Origin of the sequence: Paraliomyxa miuraensis (genome assembly GCF_026337845.1) — a bacterium.
Lineage (GTDB): Bacteria > Myxococcota_A > Polyangia > Nannocystales > Nannocystaceae > Paraliomyxa > Paraliomyxa miuraensis.
The window spans coordinates 329,636-347,155 of the sequence record NZ_JAOVZF010000153.1 but is presented as its reverse complement, the minus strand read 5'-3'; the positions used below and the strand labels follow the sequence as shown (position 1 = coordinate 347,155).

Annotated in this window: 17 protein-coding genes and 1 tRNA gene; 9 read left to right on the top strand and 9 right to left on the bottom strand. The window is 69.6% G+C overall.

Going from position 1 to position 17,520, the window contains the following annotated elements:
* The first annotated feature begins 10 nt into the window (after window positions 1-10).
* The 3 genes from OEB96_RS22085 (at window position 11) to OEB96_RS22075 (ending at window position 5,089) form a co-directional block, all read left to right on the top strand.
* Complete coding sequence (locus OEB96_RS22085) at window positions 11-1,006, top strand: AraC family transcriptional regulator (protein ID WP_266218525.1); 996 nt, start codon at window positions 11-13, stop codon at window positions 1,004-1,006.
* 91 nt (window positions 1,007-1,097) lie between these two features.
* Window positions 1,098-2,333 (top strand): alpha/beta hydrolase family protein, encoded by a 1,236-nt coding sequence (locus tag OEB96_RS22080; protein ID WP_266218523.1) that lies wholly within the window; start codon window positions 1,098-1,100, stop codon window positions 2,331-2,333.
* Window positions 2,334-2,461: 128 nt separating this feature from the next.
* Window positions 2,462-5,089: a penicillin acylase family protein gene (locus OEB96_RS22075; protein ID WP_266218521.1), complete on the top strand. Its 2,628-nt coding sequence runs from the start codon at window positions 2,462-2,464 to the stop codon at window positions 5,087-5,089.
* 208 nt (window positions 5,090-5,297) lie between these two features.
* Here OEB96_RS22075 and OEB96_RS22070 read toward each other — a convergent pair whose 3' ends face one another.
* Together OEB96_RS22070 and OEB96_RS22065 are read right to left on the bottom strand one after the other, a co-directional pair.
* A complete protein-coding gene (locus OEB96_RS22070) occupies window positions 5,298-5,720 on the bottom strand; it encodes a hypothetical protein (RefSeq protein ID WP_266218520.1) in 423 nt (140 codons plus the stop codon).
* Between the two features lie 419 nt (window positions 5,721-6,139).
* Window positions 6,140-6,212: transfer RNA gene (locus OEB96_RS22065), tRNA-Gly, on the bottom strand.
* Window positions 6,213-6,289: 77 nt separating this feature from the next.
* On the opposite strand from OEB96_RS22065, the gene OEB96_RS22060 reads away from it, so the two are divergent.
* On the top strand, window positions 6,290-6,943 hold the full coding sequence (locus tag OEB96_RS22060; RefSeq protein WP_266218518.1) for a 5-formyltetrahydrofolate cyclo-ligase: 654 nt from the start codon (window positions 6,290-6,292) through the stop codon (window positions 6,941-6,943).
* Between the two features lie 58 nt (window positions 6,944-7,001).
* On the opposite strand, the gene OEB96_RS22055 is transcribed toward OEB96_RS22060, so the two are convergent.
* The 4 genes from OEB96_RS22055 to OEB96_RS22040 all read right to left on the bottom strand — a co-directional run bounded on the left by OEB96_RS22055 (window position 7,002) and on the right by OEB96_RS22040 (window position 9,330).
* Entirely contained in the window at window positions 7,002-7,412 is a 411-nt protein-coding gene (locus tag OEB96_RS22055) for a hypothetical protein (RefSeq protein WP_266218516.1), read from the bottom strand.
* A 13-nt stretch (window positions 7,413-7,425) separates the two neighbouring features.
* Window positions 7,426-7,656: a hypothetical protein gene (locus OEB96_RS22050; protein ID WP_266218515.1), complete on the bottom strand. Its 231-nt coding sequence runs from the start codon at window positions 7,654-7,656 to the stop codon at window positions 7,426-7,428.
* Between the two features lie 4 nt (window positions 7,657-7,660).
* Window positions 7,661-8,023 carry a Rho termination factor N-terminal domain-containing protein gene (locus OEB96_RS22045; RefSeq protein WP_266218513.1) on the bottom strand — a complete coding sequence of 121 codons (363 nt, stop codon included), beginning with the start codon at window positions 8,021-8,023 and terminating at the stop codon, window positions 7,661-7,663.
* A 176-nt stretch (window positions 8,024-8,199) separates the two neighbouring features.
* Complete coding sequence (locus tag OEB96_RS22040; protein WP_266218511.1) at window positions 8,200-9,330, bottom strand: sigma-70 family RNA polymerase sigma factor; 1,131 nt, start codon at window positions 9,328-9,330, stop codon at window positions 8,200-8,202.
* A 671-nt stretch (window positions 9,331-10,001) separates the two neighbouring features.
* Between OEB96_RS22040 and OEB96_RS22035 the strand changes: the two genes are divergently transcribed.
* From OEB96_RS22035 to OEB96_RS22020, 4 genes are all read left to right on the top strand, one after another.
* Window positions 10,002-11,357: a sigma-54-dependent transcriptional regulator gene (locus tag OEB96_RS22035; RefSeq protein ID WP_266218510.1), complete on the top strand. Its 1,356-nt coding sequence runs from the start codon at window positions 10,002-10,004 to the stop codon at window positions 11,355-11,357.
* Window positions 11,358-11,404: 47 nt separating this feature from the next.
* Window positions 11,405-12,691 carry a hypothetical protein gene (locus OEB96_RS22030; RefSeq protein ID WP_266218508.1) on the top strand — a complete coding sequence of 429 codons (1,287 nt, stop codon included), beginning with the start codon at window positions 11,405-11,407 and terminating at the stop codon, window positions 12,689-12,691.
* A gap of 145 nt (window positions 12,692-12,836) precedes the next feature.
* Window positions 12,837-13,205: a phage holin family protein gene (locus tag OEB96_RS22025; protein WP_266218506.1), complete on the top strand. Its 369-nt coding sequence runs from the start codon at window positions 12,837-12,839 to the stop codon at window positions 13,203-13,205.
* A 178-nt stretch (window positions 13,206-13,383) separates the two neighbouring features.
* A complete protein-coding gene (locus OEB96_RS22020; RefSeq protein ID WP_266218504.1) occupies window positions 13,384-13,926 on the top strand; it encodes a hypothetical protein in 543 nt (180 codons plus the stop codon).
* A gap of 35 nt (window positions 13,927-13,961) precedes the next feature.
* Here the strand turns inward: OEB96_RS22020 and OEB96_RS22015 are convergent, their stop codons facing one another.
* Window positions 13,962-14,453, bottom strand: a complete 492-nt coding sequence (locus OEB96_RS22015; protein ID WP_266218502.1) for a hypothetical protein — start codon at window positions 14,451-14,453, stop codon at window positions 13,962-13,964.
* A gap of 175 nt (window positions 14,454-14,628) precedes the next feature.
* Between OEB96_RS22015 and OEB96_RS22010 the strand changes: the two genes are divergently transcribed.
* Window positions 14,629-15,558 carry a PP2C family protein-serine/threonine phosphatase gene (locus OEB96_RS22010; RefSeq protein ID WP_266218501.1) on the top strand — a complete coding sequence of 310 codons (930 nt, stop codon included), beginning with the start codon at window positions 14,629-14,631 and terminating at the stop codon, window positions 15,556-15,558.
* A 36-nt stretch (window positions 15,559-15,594) separates the two neighbouring features.
* On the opposite strand, the gene OEB96_RS22005 is transcribed toward OEB96_RS22010, so the two are convergent.
* Window positions 15,595-16,299: a sensor histidine kinase gene (locus OEB96_RS22005; protein WP_266218499.1), complete on the bottom strand. Its 705-nt coding sequence runs from the start codon at window positions 16,297-16,299 to the stop codon at window positions 15,595-15,597.
* A 117-nt stretch (window positions 16,300-16,416) separates the two neighbouring features.
* A complete protein-coding gene (locus OEB96_RS22000; RefSeq protein WP_266218497.1) occupies window positions 16,417-17,421 on the bottom strand; it encodes a hypothetical protein in 1,005 nt (334 codons plus the stop codon).
* Between the last annotated feature and the right edge of the window lie 99 nt (window positions 17,422-17,520).

Below are 17,520 nucleotides of genomic sequence, written 5' to 3'. Positions count from 1 at the left end.
GACTCGGCCCATGAGCGTGATCTCGGCCCGCATCGTCCGCAGGGTCGTCGAAGTCAGCCGCGGGCCTTCCTCGCCCTCGGTGCTGCTCCAGCGCGCCGGGCTCGTGGCCGATCCGGCTTCGATGGACGACCTCGAGCTCGTGTCGGCGGAGATCTACTACGACCTGCTCGAGCGCTGCGGTGCCGACGACACGGCGCTGCCGCTTCGCTACGGTCGAGCCATCCGTCCGGAGGACTTCGGGGCATTCGGTCTCGCGCTCAAGACGGCCAGCGACGTGCGGGACGTACTGGAGCGCCTGGCTCGCTACATCCTCGTCGTCAGCGACACCCTCGAGTACGGGCTGGTCGGTGACGGCCCGGATCCCCTGTTCGTGCTCAGCGGACGGCCCTCGGACCAGCGACGCGGGATGCAGCTCGCCAACGAGTGCGCCCTGGCGGCGATCGTGTCGTTGCTCGGGCAGGTGGCCGAGCGCCCCGTGAAGCTGGTGGCGGTGTCCTTTCGCCACCCGGGTCCCGGGGAGGGTGACGTCCACGAGGCCTACTTTGGCGCCCCGGTGCGATTTGGGGCCCCGGTCGACGGGCTCCACTTCGATGCACGAGCCCTCGCCACCCCCACCCGCCTCGGCGACGAGGGCCTCTCGGCCTACCTGCTCGCCCAGCTCGACGAGCTCCACGCCCAGCGGACGGAGAGCGCGATCTTGCAGCAGGTTCGCCACGCGATCACGGACACGCTGTGCTCCGGCCCGCCCAAGCGAGGCGACGTCGCACGGCGCCTGGGCATGAGCGCGCGGACCCTCCACCGCCGCTTGGCCGAGCAGGGCTGCTCGTTCCAGGGAGTCGCCAACCAGGTCCGGCGCGAGGTGGCGGAGTCGCTCCTGTCCCGCGGTGCGCTCGGCCTCGCAGAGGTCGCCTACCTGACGGGATTTGCGGATCAGAGCGCCTTTGCGCGGGCCTTCAAGGCGTGGACCGGGCAGACGCCCAAGGGTTTTCGACGGGCCGCGGGCTGAGGTTGGCCCGATGGGCCAAGACCTTGTCCGCAACGGTCAAGAAGCGCCGCCATGGAGTCCATAGACTGGAAGCCATCCAAAGGGAGGCTCCATGCCCGACGACCCAGCCCAGCTCGCCCGCCTGACAGCATCCATCGTCCGTTCACCGCACCTCGCCCTGCCGCTCGCGCTGCTCGCCTGCTCGAGCGCCCCCGTCGACGACCTTCGCGAGCCGGACGGCGACGTCGACCCGACCACGACCTTCGTCCGGCGGGGGAGCTACGCCGCGGGCTACCAGGTCGTGCGGCACCAGGACCTGGAGATCAAGGCCTGGTACCCCGCACGAGGCGATGCCACCGCGTCCATCACCTACGACGTGGTGCTCAAGTTCCCCGGCTTTCCGGCGGATCCGGTCGCCATCACGGGGACCGCCCTCGCGGGGGCCCCGGTCGCGGAGGACGGCCCCCATCCCCTCGTGGTGCTGTCCCACGGGTTCGGCCTCAACCCCGAGTGGTATCACCCCTTGGCCGAGCACCTGGCGTCCCATGGCTTCGTGGTGTTGGCGCCCGAGCACCGCGAAGCGGACTGGTTCACCGACGTGCTGGCCGCGACGATCGACCGGCCCCTCGACGTGAGCGCGACCCTCGACTTCGCCGAAGAGCCCGCCCAGAGCGACTGGATCGAGACCGACCGTGTCGCGGTGATCGGCCACTCCTACGGGGGCTACACCGCGCTCGCAACCGCCGGCGCGCGCCTCGACCCCGCGAGCCTGGCGACCCGCTGCGAGGACGTGACCGACCCGATGAAGGCTGCCTACTTCTGCGACGCCTTCGTCGGCAACGAGGGGGTCCTGGCCGCGAGCATGGGTCTTCCCCAGATCCCCGCTGGGCTGTGGCCCTCGATGGGGGATCCCCGCGTGGACACGGTCGTGACCATGGCGGGGGATGCCTATCTCTTCGGGGAGGAGGGGCTCGCCGCGGTGGACCTTCCGGTGATGGCGATCGGCGGCACCGCGGACACCGGTACGCCCTGGGAGTGGGGTGCGCAGCTGGCCTACGACCACGTCTCGAGCTCCCAGCGCGCCCTGGTCGGTCTCGAGGGAGCCGAGCACATGATCGCGACGGCGAGCTGCGACGACATGCCATTCACCGACTCGATGCCCGAGGAGTACCGGTTCTACATGTGCGAGGACCCTGCGTGGGACAAGGCCGACGGGTTGGACGTGATCCTCCACATGACCACCGCCTGGCTCGAGCACACGCTCGCCGGGGACGAGGCCGCGCTGAGGGCCCTGGACCCCGCGCTGTACACCACGGACGAGATGCTGAGCGTGTATTTCGAACGCTAGAGCGGCGCGGGTCGAAGTGGGGAGACGGGTTCGTGGACGTGGGGGTCCTGCTCGATCCTCTGCGTGACCGCGATACCGCTGCTTGCCCGAGAGCTCCACCGTTCTCTCGACGAGGCCTATGCTTGGGCGTGTCCGTCCACCCGCCTCCGTCCTCCCGCCTGTTGATCGTGCTCCTCGGCCTCGCGCTGCCCGCCACGATCGCCTGTCGTGGGGATGGGGAGGCCGAGACTGATTCGGCGACCGCGAGCAGCGAAACGGCCGAGACCGAAGGCACGGGCGAGGACGCGCCCGAGCCGGGGATCGTCGAGGTTCACACCGACGCCCAGGGGATCGCCCACCTCGTCGCGGCCTCGGACCGCAGCGTGTTTTGGGCCTCGGGGTACGTCCAGGCCGAGACCCGGCTGGTCCAGATGCTGCTCTTGCGTCGCCGGGCCCTGGGTCGCCAGGCCGAGGTCCTCGGCGTCGACAAGCTCGACGAGGATCAGCTCTCGCGTCTGTTCGACTTCGCCGGGCTCGGGAGCCGCGACATGGCTCGGCTTCACGAGGAGCACCCCGAGGATCACTTGCTCATCGAGGCCTGGGTCGCCGGCGTCAACGCCTACATCGCGGCGGTCGACGCGGGCGAGGTCGAGGCACCGGCCGGCCTCGACGCGCTCGGGATCGAGCCGGAGCAGTGGACGGTGGACGACGTCGGAGCGATCGCCAAGCTCCTGATGTTCGGCAACTCGAACAGCCTCGAGTACGAGCTTCTGACGACGATCCTCGCCCGCCTCGATCCGACGCTGCTCGTCGATCTCACGCTGCCGTTGCCGGCCTACCCGGTGTTCACGCTCCCGCCCGAAGACGTGCCCGCGGGGGACCGAGCGGGGCCGAGCCCCCGGGCCAGGCGCGCTCCCGGGACAGATCTACCGCCCGCACCCGCGCTCGATGATGGGGACGCGGCGAGGATCGGGGCGGGTCTGCGCCGGCTGCACGCGACTCTCGACGAGTTCTCCGTGGATGGATCCAACGCCTGGGTCGTCGCCGGAGCGCACACGGCATCCGGTCGCCCGATGCTGGCCAACGATCCCCACCAGCCGCTGTCGAGCCCTGCGCTGGTCTACGGCCTGCACCTCGACAGCCGCCGCGGCGAGGGCAGCTTCAACGTCGCCGGCTTCGCGTTCGCGGGGACCCCGGGTGTCCAGCTCGGGCACAACGAGGCCGTGGCCTGGGGCGCGACGACGGGCACGGCCGACGTCATGGACATGTGGTCCGTGTCGGCCGATCCCATGGCCCAGACCGTCGACGTCGGCGGGCAGAGCGTCGAGTACGTGCCGCGCGAGGAGACGATCGTCGTGCGCGGCCAAGACGACGTGATCCTCGTCGTCGACGAGGTCCCGGGCCGCGGGATCCTCCTCGGCGACGCGCTGCTCGAGGGCCTCGGGATCAACGAGGCCTTCGTCGCGGGCGCGGGACGCCGCCTGCTGCTCGGCTGGACCGGCTTTCAGCACGGCAACGAGCTGCACGCGTTCTTTGCGATGGCCCGGGCCGACAGCGCCGACGACTTCCAGGCCGCGGCCGAGCAAATGGAGGTCGGGACCTTCAACTGGATGTTCGCCGACGCCCAGAGCATCGGCTATCGCTCGCGGGTCCGGGTCCCCGATCGCGGCGATCCGGCGTCGATCGCCTTGCCCTTCCTGATGCTCGACGGCGACGATCCCTCGACGCTGTGGACCGGCGCGTACCTCGACGACGCGCTGCTCCCCGGCAGCCGCGACCCGAGCCAGGGCTACCTGCTCAGCGCCAACAACGAGCCCTACGGGTTCACCGTCGACGGGGATCTGAGCAACGATCCCTTCTACTTCGGGACCTACTTCCTCCCGGGCTTTCGCGCCAAGCGGGGCGTCGACGAGCTCGAGCGCCTGATCGACGCGGACCCCGTCACGCTCTCGGACATGCAGGCCCTGCAGACCGACACCTACGCGACCGAGGCCGATCTGATCGTGCCCCTCGTTGCGACGGCCTGGGCCGCGGTCGGCAGCGATCCAGATCTCGACGCCTACCTCGGCCGCGACGACCTCGGCGCGCTCGCGTCGGAGCTCGAGGCTTGGGATCGGCGCATGGACGCCGACTCGGGCCCGGCCCTCGCGTTCTACGTGTTCGCCCACGAGCTCGCCCGCGCGAGCATCGGCGACGAGATGGCCCTGGTCTTCGACGCGGTCGTCGAGGCCGCGCCAGCCTTCGCCCTCAAGTTCAGCGCGCTCGCGGTCACCGGGGCCTACCCGGGCAGCGACGCGCTGGTCGAGGGCTCCGTGGACGCGCGCGTGCTCGAGGCCCTCGATGCGACCGCGGCGTGGATGAGCGCCAACACTGGCGCCGCGACGACCGATGGCCTGCGCTGGGACGAGTTTCACGTCACTCGCTTCGCCAGCCCCGTCGCGGCCCTGACCTGGGGCGAGGTCGGGAGCCCGGGCTCGGTCGGAACGCTCAACCAAAACACGGCGACCTACCTCGACGGAAGCGAGGCCGCCGTGCGCTTCATCAGCGAGGACGGGCCGATGTTCCGCGGGGTCGTCGCGTTCGACGACGAGGGGACGCCGCGCCTGCACTACAGCTTCGCGCCGGGCAACGGCGGCGATCCGGACGCCGCACACTGGGGCGATCTCGTCGACGCCTGGATCACGGGCCGCTACTTCGAGATGCCGTTCTCGCCGCAGGAGGTCGAGGCTGCGAGCGTCGAGGTGCGAACGATCGAGGTCCCCGAGGGCTATCGCTGACCGCCCGCGCCGAGCGACCCCGGGTGAGTGATTCACCAGCCCGCGACCCGCTACGATTTCGAGGCGACCGAGCAGGAGCTCGTCGACGCCGACATCGACGTCTGGTTGGCCGGGCACCGCGTGCGCTGAGGGGTGTCTTTGGTAGTGGAGAGCAGAGAAATGCTCAGTGGTGAAGTTTACAGGGGGCCGGTTCGGCGTCGAGTGGTGGTCACCAGACCGCACAACTGGCGTTTCTCACGAATCCCCCCGCGCAATAATCGATATTGTATGTTACCGCGACACTGCCGCCCAGGTAGGCAGACACATTTGCGCATTGCTCGCTGAAGTCGCTCAAGAATCCACAAACGGTCCCGTGTCCGCCGTTGCGATGGATCGACCAATAGGACACGCCTCCGCTGATACCCACCAGATGATTGTGCATGCTGAAGTAGGTCGCGGATGGATCGTCGCGTGTGGTCAACTCGGTGGGGGCGCCCTCATCGATCGGCGCATACCACTCGCCCTCGTCGTCTTGCTCGAGCAGGCTCATGTCGAACAGTTCCTCCGGTGCGTCCCGCTCGACATCGCCATCGCAGCCGAACGACGCAAGGGAGACCAACAGAGAAATCTTGATGAACCGCGGATGTCTCATGGCTCGTTCCTCCGGGCAGACGCCCACTATCGATATAGGTGAAGCCGGCCGAAAATCGGACACAAGGCCCAAGAATTTCCGAAGCGCCTTCTCCATCGGTGCACCTGACTCCGCCGCCTCAGGCCGTGCTCGTCGCCCTTGGGCCGCACCATGGCCCATGGCCACGCGCCCCGCGACCAACGCTCCATACAGCGCGGCGAGAGCAGGGTCTTCCACGGCCAGCGAGTCGGGCTCGGGATCGCCGTCGACCCATGCGTAAGATCCGCGCCTACCGGGGGGACGGCCCGACCCTGCCGCCCGGCTGCCCAGTCGGGCAACGCTCGCCCCCCTCGGCAACCATCCATCCCCCGGTGTGCCCGATATGTGCCCGTGCCCAACCCTTCGAAACCGAAAAGCCCCTGTTCGGGGCTTTAGGGCGGAGCGGGAGACGGGGCTCGAACCCGCGACATTCAGCTTGGGAAGCTGACACTCTACCAGCTGAGTTACTCCCGCAGCGGGCCGAAACACCTATCACGCCCGCTTCGGCCGGTGCAAGCCGAAAATCACGGGTCGTGGCAACCTCCTGGCGGATGCCCCGGCTGCCCGTCGACAAGCCAGCCCTGCGGCGTGCCCTTCGGGCGCGCCGGGCCGCGTTGCGGCCCGAGTTGGTCGCGGCGGCCTCCGGCTCCCTGACGGCGGTCGTGCTCGCCCACCCGGCCTGGCAATCGGCCCGCTCGGTGGCCGCGTTCGTGGGCGTGGACCGCGAGCCCGACACCGGACCGCTCTTGCAGGCCGCCCTCGACCAGGGCCGACGGCTGTGGCTGCCACGGGTGCTCGACGGTCGCGGCGGCCGGTCGCTCATGGTCGAGGTCTCCACCCTCGCCCACCTCGCTCCGGCTCCGTTCGGCCTGCTCGAACCACCGCCGCCCTCCGACGGCGCCAACGAGCTCGCCCTCCCCTCCATCCCTCCAGACGCCCCGATCGACCTCGTGCTCGTGCCGGGCCTCGCGTTCGCCTCGACCGGCGCCCGCATCGGCTTTGGTGCCGGCCACTACGACCGCCTGCTCGCTCCCTCGGCCCACGCCTCGCGACCGGTCCGCATCGGGCTCTGCTTCGCCGCGTTCCTCGACCCCCCGGAGGGTCCGATTCCCATGGCCGCACACGACGTGCCCATGCACTGGATCGCCACCGAAGCGGGCGCCATCCCGTGCCCCGCGAGCACGAGCACGAGCCCTCACTCGTAGACTGCACTCTTCGCGAGGACTTCGCGAGGACTTCGCGAGGACTTCGCGAGGATCGCCGTCACGCCACGAACGGTTTCGCCACACGCCGGCTCGGCCGGCCCGATTCGTTCGGGGGCTCGTGCTCTGCGTCATCCTCGTGCTCGGCCTCGGGGTCGGGGTCGGCTGTGCCCGAAGCCTGTGTCTCACGAGACATCCCAGCCCCACACGAGCCGAGCAGCTCTCCCTCGAGCAGGGCCTCGAGCACCTCGACCGCCAACAGCCGCATCGCCACCGCGGTTCCCAGGCGCAACGCGACCCGCGGCATGCTCCACCCGAGCACGTAGCCCACGGCGACCACCCCGCTCAGGGTGCTCACGGGATGGGTCTGCACCCGTCGTCGAAGGTATCCCGCGATCAACAACAGCAAGGTCCTCGCATCGACCTCGACCTCGTCGTCGTCGCCCTCGCACTCGTCGTCGTCCATCATCACGATGCGTTCCCCATCACAGCCTCAGAAGACTCGCCCTCACCACCCGCCCGGCGACGAACCCGGTCGCCAGCGCAATGCCCAGCGCGGCGAATGGATTGGCCACGACCCATCGGCGAGCCTCGAGCATCGCGGCCCACCCTCGCTCCTCCAGCCTCCTCCACCCTCGCGGCTCGTGCTCACATCCGGGCGAAGTCTCGGGCCCCTGATCCGATCCGACCTGCGACTCGCCGATCGTCACGTCCATGGGCCTAGCTCCCCGCAATCGCATGCACGAGGTCCGACTTGGACATGTTGGGCTGCGTCTCCACGTTCAGCGACCGCGCGCGCTCGTACAGCTCGTCTCGCGACAGCCGCTCCAGATCGCTGACCGCCGGGGTCTCGCCCCTCGTGGTGGACTCCTCGCCCACCTCCGTCGCCGCCTGCTCGACCTCGAAGGCCCGCCGGCGAAGCCGCTGCCGTAGGCGCTGGCGCAGCTGCGGCGCAAACATGAGAGTCACGCCCGCCCCGACCAGGAATCCGGCCCCAAAGACCCCCAGGGCCGGCCATAGGAAGTCCCGCGGGGTCATCCGGGCCCGAAGGCCCAATCTTGCCAACATCTCGTCGCTCGTCATCGTTCGTCCTCCTGTCTCCACCCTAGCCAGGGCACCAAGGGGGGCAACCACCGAGGGGGCAATTCCACCCACTTGCTCGCGCGTCCGACCACCGCCGTGGGTCGTCGTGGCGGGGCCTTTGGAACACCAGCATGCGCAGTCTCAGCTCGCCGGATCATCGCGAGTCCGCCGCCAGCTCAGGCCACTGCGAGCGAGGAGACGCTGCTGTGTTCCATCACGTCTCGCAGCCCTCGCAGTGCCTTGTTCTGTAGCTGCCGGATCCGCTCGCGCGACAGGGCGTAGTCCTCGCCGAGCGATCGAAGGGTGCGACGCTGGAGTCCCTCGAGCCCGAAGCGGTGCACCACGATCTCGAACGCCATCGGGTCGAGCTCGCCCACCACCTTGGCCGCCAGGCGAGCATCGATGCGGTCGCCAATTCGATCGGCCCATCCGTCGATATCCTCGTCGGGCAACACCTCGGAGATCGCCTGACCCCCCTCGCCCTTGGCCGGGTCGTCGAGCCCGATGGCCCGTAGCTCCATGGCCTTGACCGCCGCGTGCACCTTGTCGAGCGGAGCGTTGATCCGCTCCGCCACCTCGGCCATCGTGGGGTTTCGACCGAGCTCGCCCCGAATGGCGGTCCGCGCTCGGCGAGCCTTGGTGAACAGCGTGTGGAGGTGGGCCGGAATCCGCACCGTGCGGCCATGCTTGACCAGCGCCCGAGTCACGGCGTGACGGATCCACCACGCCGCGTAGGTGGAGAACCGAAACCCGCGCTCGGGATCGAAGCGATCGATCGCCTTGAGCAGCCCGATGTTGCCCTCCTGCACCCGATCGGCCAGCGGCATGTGGTGACGCCCGTACCGCTTGGCGACGGTGACCACCAACCGAAGGTTGGCGCACATGAATCGGTTGCGAGCGCTCAAGTACTCACGTCGCGCCCTACGAAGCCGCCGCACGGGCTCGCTCACGTCTCCGACTTCGGACACGGGTGCTCCGGGGGGCACGGACTCGAGCCGAGCAAGCACGCTGCCGTCGGGATCGACGTCGAGCATGCACTCACACAGCTCCTGCGACCGTATCCTCCGCTCGGCCCACGCCACGATGGGCTGCGCGGCCTCCTTGTCGAGCACCTCCCGGGCCACCACCAAGAACCCCTTCACGAGCTCGGGCTCCTCGAGCACCGTCTGCCAGCATGCCCTTCGCAGCTCCCTCAGCCTGCGTGCCTGTCGACGCTCCTCCTCCGCGTCGAGCAGCTCGAACGAGCCTGCGTCATCCAAATACGTCGAGAGGTTGTCGGGTCGATGTTGCTGGGGCGGCACCTTCATGAACGAATGCCGTCGAGCAAGCCGCGCGCCGATCGATGTTCGGTCGTGATTCCAAACGCTTGGCTCTTGCTGGAGGGAAGAGACCCAAGCGCGTGCTGCCCGGGGGCGCACACCGTGGCGCGATCGCACGATTTGGAGCCGTGGCTCGAGGGACGGTCGTCGGAATTCCCACCGTCCGCTACGAATGTTGGTCTACCCCGACCATGCACACTCGCAAGGATGGCGAGACGCGAACGACCACCCACGAGCCGAGCACCATGACGATGCTCGGTCGACATGACCCAGGAATCCACCTCGTCGGTGCTCGCTCGATCACGCCTTCGATCCCATCCGAGGAATGCCCGAGCCCGACCGTCCATGCGGCCTCGAAGGACCGACGGCGGTGAGCGCTCCAGTGGCGCCCCGTAGTGACATGCTGGACTGCGAGGCGCCCGCCGCAACCATGCGGCCCGACTTTTTCGATCGGACGACTCGCCGAATCAGGCGAGCTCGGTGATAACGAAACGAATAGTTCCACTACCCACCACTTCCGGCTCGGCCCTTCGATCGGGACCATGGATCCCCCGTCACAGAACCCCTGAACACCGATCGAGCACATCGATCGATCGACGGCGAAATCGTCGCCTTCGGATGACGCGACGTCGACCGTGATCTAAGATGGTAGATCAGCGATGTCGGGTAAATTGCTAATCGTCGACGACGATCAGCCGACGTGCGAGTTCTTGGCGGCCAAGCTCGCGACCGAGGGTCACGGCGTCACCTGGGAGACCACCCCGGCCGATGCCATCGAGCACCTCCAACACGATGATTTCGACGCGTTGCTGACCGATCTGGCCATGCCGGGTACCAGTGGGCTGGATCTGTGCGCGCGCGCGCTTCAGATCGAGCCGGAGCTTCCCGTCATCGTGGTCACGGGTCGTGCGGACCTCGAGGCCGCAGTCTCGGCCATGCGCGTGGGGGCCTATGACTTCATCACCAAGCCGGTCGACACCAAGCTGCTCACGCACACCATCGAGCGCGCGGTGGAGCACCGCAAGCTCAGCCGCGAGGTCAGGCGCCTGCGTCAGGAGCTCGCACGCACCCAGGGCACGGGCAAGCTGGTGGGGCGCAGTCGGGCCATTCGAGCGGTCTACGACCTCATCAGCCGCGTCGCGGTGACCGAGGCTCCGGTCCTCATCCTCGGAGAGAGCGGGACCGGCAAGGAGCTGGTGGCGCGGGCCATCCACGAGGCGAGCTCCCGCGCATCCGGGCCGTTCATCGCCCTCAACTGCGCAGCCGTTCCCCCTTCGCTCATCGAGAGCGAGCTGTTCGGTCACGTCCGCGGCGCCTTCACCGACGCACGCAGGGCCCGTGATGGGCTGTTCGCACAGGCCAACGGTGGAACTCTGTTCCTCGACGAGGTCGCCGACCTCCCGCTCGAGCTGCAGCCCAAGCTGCTGCGCGCACTCCAGGAACAAGAGGTGCGACCGGTCGGAGGCTCCGAGGAGGTGGCGTTCGATGCTCGCATCATCACGGCGACCAATGCCGACCTCGAGGCACGCGTGGAAGCCGAGCGGTTCCGGGGCGACCTGATGTATCGCATCGACGTGGTGCGCATCGAGCTGCCTCCGCTGCGGGACCGCGGGCGAGACGTGCTGCTGTTGGCGCAGCACTTCCTGGAGAAGTACGGAGCCGAGCGCGGAGCGCCCCGGATCCTCGACGAGGATGCGGCGGCCAAGCTGCTGGCCTACGACTGGCCCGGCAACGTGCGGGAGCTGGAGAACTGCATCCAGCGCGCGCTGGCGCTGGCACGCCACGAGCGGATCGTGGTCGACGATCTCCCGGCCAAGGTCCGGGAGTATCGCAGCGATCGAGTGATGCTGACCTTCGAGGACACCGACGAGCTGGTCACGCTCGACGAGCTCGAAGCCCGCTACATCCGCAAGGTGCTGGAGATGGTGGGGGGCAACAAGTCCAAGGCTGCACGGCTGCTGGGGGTGGACCGCCGCAGCCTCTACCGGCGGCTCGAGAAGTTCGGCTGCACGTGACCTGCATGTGATCTTGACGCGCTCGCACGGTGGGCTAGCCCGGCTCCATGCTCCTTCGTCGGCGCATCCTGCTCGTCACCGACCAACGCCGGCACACGCTGGAGCGAGTGCTGGAAGCCCTGGCCGAGGCGGAGGCCGAGGTCGAGGAGCTCGAGGCGGTGGGTCGCGAACCACGAGGGCGACACTGGCAAGTGGCGGTGCGCTCGTCGGCGCTGCCCGACGAGGTGCTGTCGATCCTGCGCCGGGTGGAAGGAGTACGAGAGGCACGACCCTACGAGGGGGTGCGCCAGCGCGACCTCGACGAGGATGACGGGGCCTTCCCCGACGCGCCGTCCTCGACGACCCCGACCTCGCTCGAGCCCATGCGTCTGCCGGGCGTGGCCCACCTGGTGCGAGCGATCGCAGCCCGACCCAGCCTGGCCCGGGACCTCACCGAGCTCGGGCGCACGGTCGCGATCGTGGGCAACGGCAGCGCGGTGCTGGACCTGGGCGCGCTGGGGCCTCGCGCCAGCATCCCGGTGCTCGAGGGCAAGGCCGCGCTGCTCGGGGAGCTGACGCCGCTGCGGGCGGTTCCCCTGGCCGTGGATGCGACCAGGCCCGATCGGCTCGTGGCGACCATCGAGGCGATCGCCCCCGGCTTCGGCGCCGTCTTGCTCGAGCACGTGGCCGCCCCCGACTGCTTCGAGGTCGAGTCGCGCCTCGATGCCCGGCTCCGCATTCCCGTGCTGCACGACGACCGCGCGGGCACCGGCGTGGTGGTGCTGGCGGCGCTGCTCTCCGCGTCGCGACGGGTGGGGCGCCCCCTGGCCCGCTCGCGGGTGGGCATCGTGGGCATGGGCGCCGAGGGCACGGGGATCGCCCAGCTGCTCCTCGCCCATGGCGTCGGCACGCTGTGGGGGACCGATGTCGACCCGGAGGCACTCGAGCGGCTTCGCGAGCTCGGCGGCCATCCCGAGTCGTTCGCGGGAGTCCTCGCCACCTGTGACGTGCTCGTGGCCGCCAACGGCAAGACCGCCACCATTCCGCTGGCCGCGATCCGCCCCGGCCACGTGATCCTGTCGCTCGGCGCCACCACCCGGGCGATCGAGGTCGAGGCCGCCATGGATGCGGGCGCGGCGGTCGCCGCCGATGGCACCACCCTCGACACGGCGCTCGCATACCCGGGGATCCTCCGCGGCGCCCTCGAGGCGCAGGCATCGTCGATCACCATGCCGATGCTGCTGGCGGCCGCGCACACGCTGGCGTGTCGGGCTCCGGAGGGCGCACTGCTGCCCGATCCCCTCGAGCGTCGGACCCACGCCGAGGTCGCCGCCGCCGTCCGCAACGCCAGCTGAGGCTCCATCGTGTCGGCTCGAACCGTGCCTGGACGTCACATCGAGCGCTCGTGCCCAGGGGCACCGCTCGTACGGCCCGGCGGCCGCGTATGTACGCGCTGGCACGGACCTTGCCTTTGTTTCGTCATCGAAGGGAGCGCCACCAATGCTCGAGTCTTTGCTGCTGTCCTGGATCGTACTGTCCCTCATCATCGCCATCACGGCGGCGGTGATCCCCGGCGTGAACGTACGGGGATTTTGGGGGGTGGTGCTGGTTGCCGCCTTGTTCGGCGTGCTCAACGTCGTGATCGGCTGGTCCCTGTTCGTGTTGATCGGGATCGGCACCCTCGGCCTGGGCTTCCTGTTGGCCTTCGTCACGCGCATCGTCGTCAATGCGATCCTGCTCAAGCTCGTGGATGCCCTGACGACGCAGCTGACCATCACGGACTTCCGCTACGCACTGCTGGCCGCCGTGGTGATGAGCGGCTTGGGTACGCTGATGGAGTGGATGGTGGGGGTGCGCTTCGTGGCATGAGCTGCTCCACACCAACCATGAACCCAGGCCGAGCCGGACGCGCTCGCCTCGACCCGAGGCGAGCGCGTCACCACGTGAGCCGAGGCGCCCGCTCCACGCGAGCACGGCGCCACCAAGCCCATGCGATGCCTCCCTCGAGCCGGCTTGCATGGCGACTCGAACCGCCAAGGGTGTGAGCATGCCTCTTTGGGACGGCCTCGACCTGGTCCTCGCCCTGTGGGCTCCGCTGGTAGTGGTGGGGTCGATCGTGGGAGCGTGGGCGCTGCTGACTCCGCATCCAACCAGCAGCAAGTCGCTCGACGGCCCCGCGCGGCGCCAGCTCGAGCCCAACTCCACCACGACCCTGCAGGCGATGCTCGACCTGGCCGAAGAACACACCCGCGCTTGGCTGAGCACCAAGCCCTGCGGATCGATCGATCGGGCCCGTCGAGAGAGCAGCCGCGATGCCCTGCAGATCGCGACGCTGGTGGCGATCTCGCTGGTGCGCGACTGGACGGCCCGCCTCGATCGCGAGCGGCTCGGACCGCACGCCGCGTCGGTGATCGACGAGATTCGCTCGCACACCGGTGAGGCCCTGGTGCTGCTGGCGTCGCTGTGCGCCCCGGACCAGTTCGATGACCACCACCCCCAGTGCCTGCAGCGGCAGCTCGCCCTGCTCGCCGCCGATCTACGCCGGTTCCAGGACGCGGTGCGCCCGGCAGGGCTGGATCCCTACCGCTAGGAGGATCGATGCCCAGCGATCGGCGCCGAGCGGGCTCACGCGACCGGCGGCATGGGCACGCCGACGATCGATGCATGCGCGGCGATCCGGGCGCGCCGCTCGTCGGCGGCAATGCGCTCGTTCCGAACGAGGTGGGCGGCCAGCACGCTCAGGTAGCACGCACACAGGATGCTGGTCCCGGCGGCAAAGGCGACGAAGTCGGGCATGACCAGGCCGGTGCCCGAGACCGCCGCGCGTAGCCACAGACCGAGCGCAGGCGAGCCCAGTGCGAGCCCCACCGTGGCCACGATGAGACCCAGGCGCGTGGCCACGACCAGCTCCGAGGGGACCCGCCACGCGATGATGCCGCTGAGCACGAGCCCCACCCCACAGCCAGCCACCCAGCCCTCGACCCACGAGGGCACGTCGGCGAAGAGCACGGCGAATGAGACGAGCACGGTGAGCGACGCGCCCACCGCCGGACCGGTCACGGCCACGAGCCCGGGTGCACGCTCGAAAGCCTGCGGAGTCGAACGAAGAGTTGCCATGTCGGATGCTCTCTGCAGCTCTCGTACCAGCGGCGATCCGGACCGCGGCCTCGGGCCGCCCCCGACGCCCGCCGCACCATGACGAGGGTTCCACGCGGATCGCGATGGACATCGCCCCGACACGCCGTAGGCCGGATCCAAGGAGACGAACGCGTTGACGAGTCGATCCCCCGCCGTGTCCCCGATTCCTCCGCACCGGACCGATCCCACATCCACGCAGGCGGTCGAGCTCGCCGAGCAGCCCACGCTTCCGCTCCCCCGCGGGCTCCGGCGCCCCCGCCCGCCCAAGCCGATCATCGAGGTGTGGGGCGCGACCAGCCGGGGACGCGTGCGCAAGGAGAACGAGGATCAGTACCTCGTGGCGGCGCTCGATCGGGGACTGGGCGTGCGACGCACCAGCCTGGGCCCGGCCACCACGACCGACAGCCCCCAGGGCCTCCTGCTCGCGGTGGCGGACGGCGTGGGCGGACGGGCGGGCGGGGCCATCGCCAGCGCGACGGCAGTGGACGCCATCGCCCGTGACGTGCTCACGGCCATGCCATGGGTCCTCGACGAGGATGCCACCGACGACGATCGCCTCGAGCTCCGCCTCGACGCATGGATCTCCGACGCGTTTCGGCGAACCCAGCGAACGATGCGAAGGGTGGCCGAGGACCAGGGGATCGACCCCCGGATGGCCACCACCTTCACCATGGCCTACGTGGCGTGGCCCGGGCTGATCGTGGCCCACGTGGGAGACTCGCGCTGCTACCTATGGCGCGACGAGGAGCTGCAGCGCCTGACATCCGATCACACCATGGCCCAGCACCTGGTGGCGGAAGGCCACCTCCGACCCGAAGAGGCCGCCCCGTTCGATCACATGCTCGTCAACACGCTGGGAGGGAGCTCGGACGATCTTTGGGTGGAGCTGCACCGCCTGACGCTCGAGCCCGGCGACCAGCTCCTGCTGTGCAGCGATGGCCTGACCGGTCACTTGCGCGACCACGAGCTGCGGGATCACCTCGGTCGCGACTGCGCGATCGAGACCGCAGTGGAGGACTTGGTGGCCCACGCCAACGCACGCGGGGGCCGCGACAACATCACGGTGGTGCTCGCACGCTTCTGACCGCCGCAACGAACGCGCGCGGCTGGAGCGATCGGGTCATTGTGCCGATGCATGCTCCACGGGGTCCGCCATCAGCGGTACCCGCAGGCACATCACGGTGCCGCCGGGACCGGTTCGATCCACGACCACGTTGCCCTGCATCGCCTTGGCGAGATGATCGACCAGCCAAAGACCGATGCCCAGCCGTGGTCCCGACCCCTGGGGCGGTCCGAACACGGTGGCGTCTGCATGCGGGAGCCCGGGACCATCGTCGGCCACCCGCACCCGCAACCATGGGCCGTCGACGTCGGCGATCACCTCGACCAGCGTGGCGGCATGACGCAGCGCGTTGTCGACCAGTTCGAACACCGATCGCTCGGCCGGCTCGCGATGGCCACGGCCCTGCCCCACGTCGTCGGCGATCACGAGCGTGAGCCGCTTGCGCTCCCGCTCGCGCCGGCCCTGGGTGCGGTCCTCGACCGCGCGCTGCAGCACCTCGGGCCACGAGAGGGCCATGACCGCTTCGCTCGCCACGCGCTCGGACCGAGCCACCCAGTCCAGACGCGTGGCCACCTCGAGCAACTGGCGCAACGAGCGACGCCCCAGGGTGGCGAACGAGTCGAGGGTGGGATCGGTCACGATCGCATCCGAGCGACCCAGCTCGCTCAGGACTCCGTCGACCACCCCCACCGGGGTTCGCAAGGCGTGCGCCAACCGACGAGCCATGATCGCCGTCAGCGAGGGTGCGTTCGAGTCGCCCACGTCCGGAAGCTAGCCACCAATCCGGTCCCGAGCAAACGAAGCGGTCCACCCGACCGCCGTCGGGCACGAGCGCGCTGACCGCAGCACGCGCGCAACGTCGATGATGGACCGGTTGGCCTACCGAGCGCTCGAGCGCTCGATGTCACGGCCACGCGACGGGTCGACCAAGCGGGCGGGCACGGAGGCTTCGAGCGACTCGTCCCGCGCGCTGGCCATCGCCTCCTCGAGCTCCTCCCGGGCGATGCGTGCATGCTCCGCCTCGTCGAGCACCTCGGCGAGCATGCCGGCGAGCTCGTCGTGGGGCAGCCCCGAGGCCAGGGCCTGCTCGTGCACCAGTCGCACGAGCTGACCGATGCTGGCCAGCTCTCGCTCCATGCGACGGATCCGGCGTCGACACATCTCGCGCGCGCGCGTGCGCAGGTGCAGGATCTGGAAGCAGCGCTTGCGCTCCGCCTCGTCGATGGCATCGACGGCCTCGGCCTGCCGCAGGGCGGCGGGCAAGCCGGGCTCGTCGTCCATGGTCACGGCAAAGGCGGCAGCGACGCTGCGCACCTCGATGGCTCGGTCGACATAGGACAAGAGCAGTGCATCGAGGCGTGCGACCAGGGTGGAGACGCAGGGTCCCGGCCGCAGCCCTTCGTGCTCGCGAACGTTCTCGACCAGCGTCGCGAGGCACTCGAGTTCCTCTCGGTGGTCGCGACGCAGCTTGGTCATCAGATACGCCTTGAGGTGCACGGCCTCGTGGTCGAGCCGCGCCCGGCGCTGGCGCTCGCACCAGCGCCGGGTCACCGACAGGCGTGCCACCGTGCCCGCAGCCACGGCAACCACCGAGGCCACCCCGAGCGCCACCAGGAGTCCCGCGACCGCCACCATCCCCGCCACCGCGGTGGCTCCCAGAGCCACGGGCATCAGCACGCCTCGCACCGCACCGATGGGCTCGGGCACCCCCACCCCTCGAAGGGCCACCTCGCGCTCGAGGGCCAGCAGGGACCAACGGGGCGCGCGGGCTCGCACCGGGGTCTCGGCCCCGGCGCTTCGCTCCGCCACCAGCGAGAGGGCCGGGCTCGGCGGCTCGGGGGGCGCCAAGGTATCCCGGTAGAGGACGGAGAGCTCGGGCAGCATGGGCCGCATACAAGCAGGGAGCGTGCCAGCGGGTCCCGTGTCGGGGACGAGCGGTATGGCAACCGCTTCCCACCCGGCCACCGTGTCGAAGGCGCACGG

Coding starts and splice junctions, on each gene's coding strand:
- OEB96_RS22060 (WP_266218518.1), top strand. CDS start 6,290: ATGCCCCGGCTGCCCGTCGACAAGCCAGCCCTGCGGCGTGCCCTTCGG.
- OEB96_RS22015 (WP_266218502.1), bottom strand. CDS start 14,453: ATGGCAACTCTTCGTTCGACTCCGCAGGCTTTCGAGCGTGCACCCGGG.
- OEB96_RS22085 (WP_266218525.1), top strand. CDS start 11: ATGAGCGTGATCTCGGCCCGCATCGTCCGCAGGGTCGTCGAAGTCAGC.
- OEB96_RS22070 (WP_266218520.1), bottom strand. CDS start 5,720: ATGAGACATCCGCGGTTCATCAAGATTTCTCTGTTGGTCTCCCTTGCG.
- OEB96_RS22000 (WP_266218497.1), bottom strand. CDS start 17,421: ATGCTGCCCGAGCTCTCCGTCCTCTACCGGGATACCTTGGCGCCCCCC.
- OEB96_RS22050 (WP_266218515.1), bottom strand. CDS start 7,656: ATGGACGTGACGATCGGCGAGTCGCAGGTCGGATCGGATCAGGGGCCC.
- OEB96_RS22045 (WP_266218513.1), bottom strand. CDS start 8,023: ATGACGAGCGACGAGATGTTGGCAAGATTGGGCCTTCGGGCCCGGATG.
- OEB96_RS22030 (WP_266218508.1), top strand. CDS start 11,405: ATGCTCCTTCGTCGGCGCATCCTGCTCGTCACCGACCAACGCCGGCAC.
- OEB96_RS22025 (WP_266218506.1), top strand. CDS start 12,837: ATGCTCGAGTCTTTGCTGCTGTCCTGGATCGTACTGTCCCTCATCATC.
- OEB96_RS22040 (WP_266218511.1), bottom strand. CDS start 9,330: ATGAAGGTGCCGCCCCAGCAACATCGACCCGACAACCTCTCGACGTAT.
- OEB96_RS22020 (WP_266218504.1), top strand. CDS start 13,384: ATGCCTCTTTGGGACGGCCTCGACCTGGTCCTCGCCCTGTGGGCTCCG.
- OEB96_RS22035 (WP_266218510.1), top strand. CDS start 10,002: ATGTCGGGTAAATTGCTAATCGTCGACGACGATCAGCCGACGTGCGAG.
- OEB96_RS22080 (WP_266218523.1), top strand. CDS start 1,098: ATGCCCGACGACCCAGCCCAGCTCGCCCGCCTGACAGCATCCATCGTC.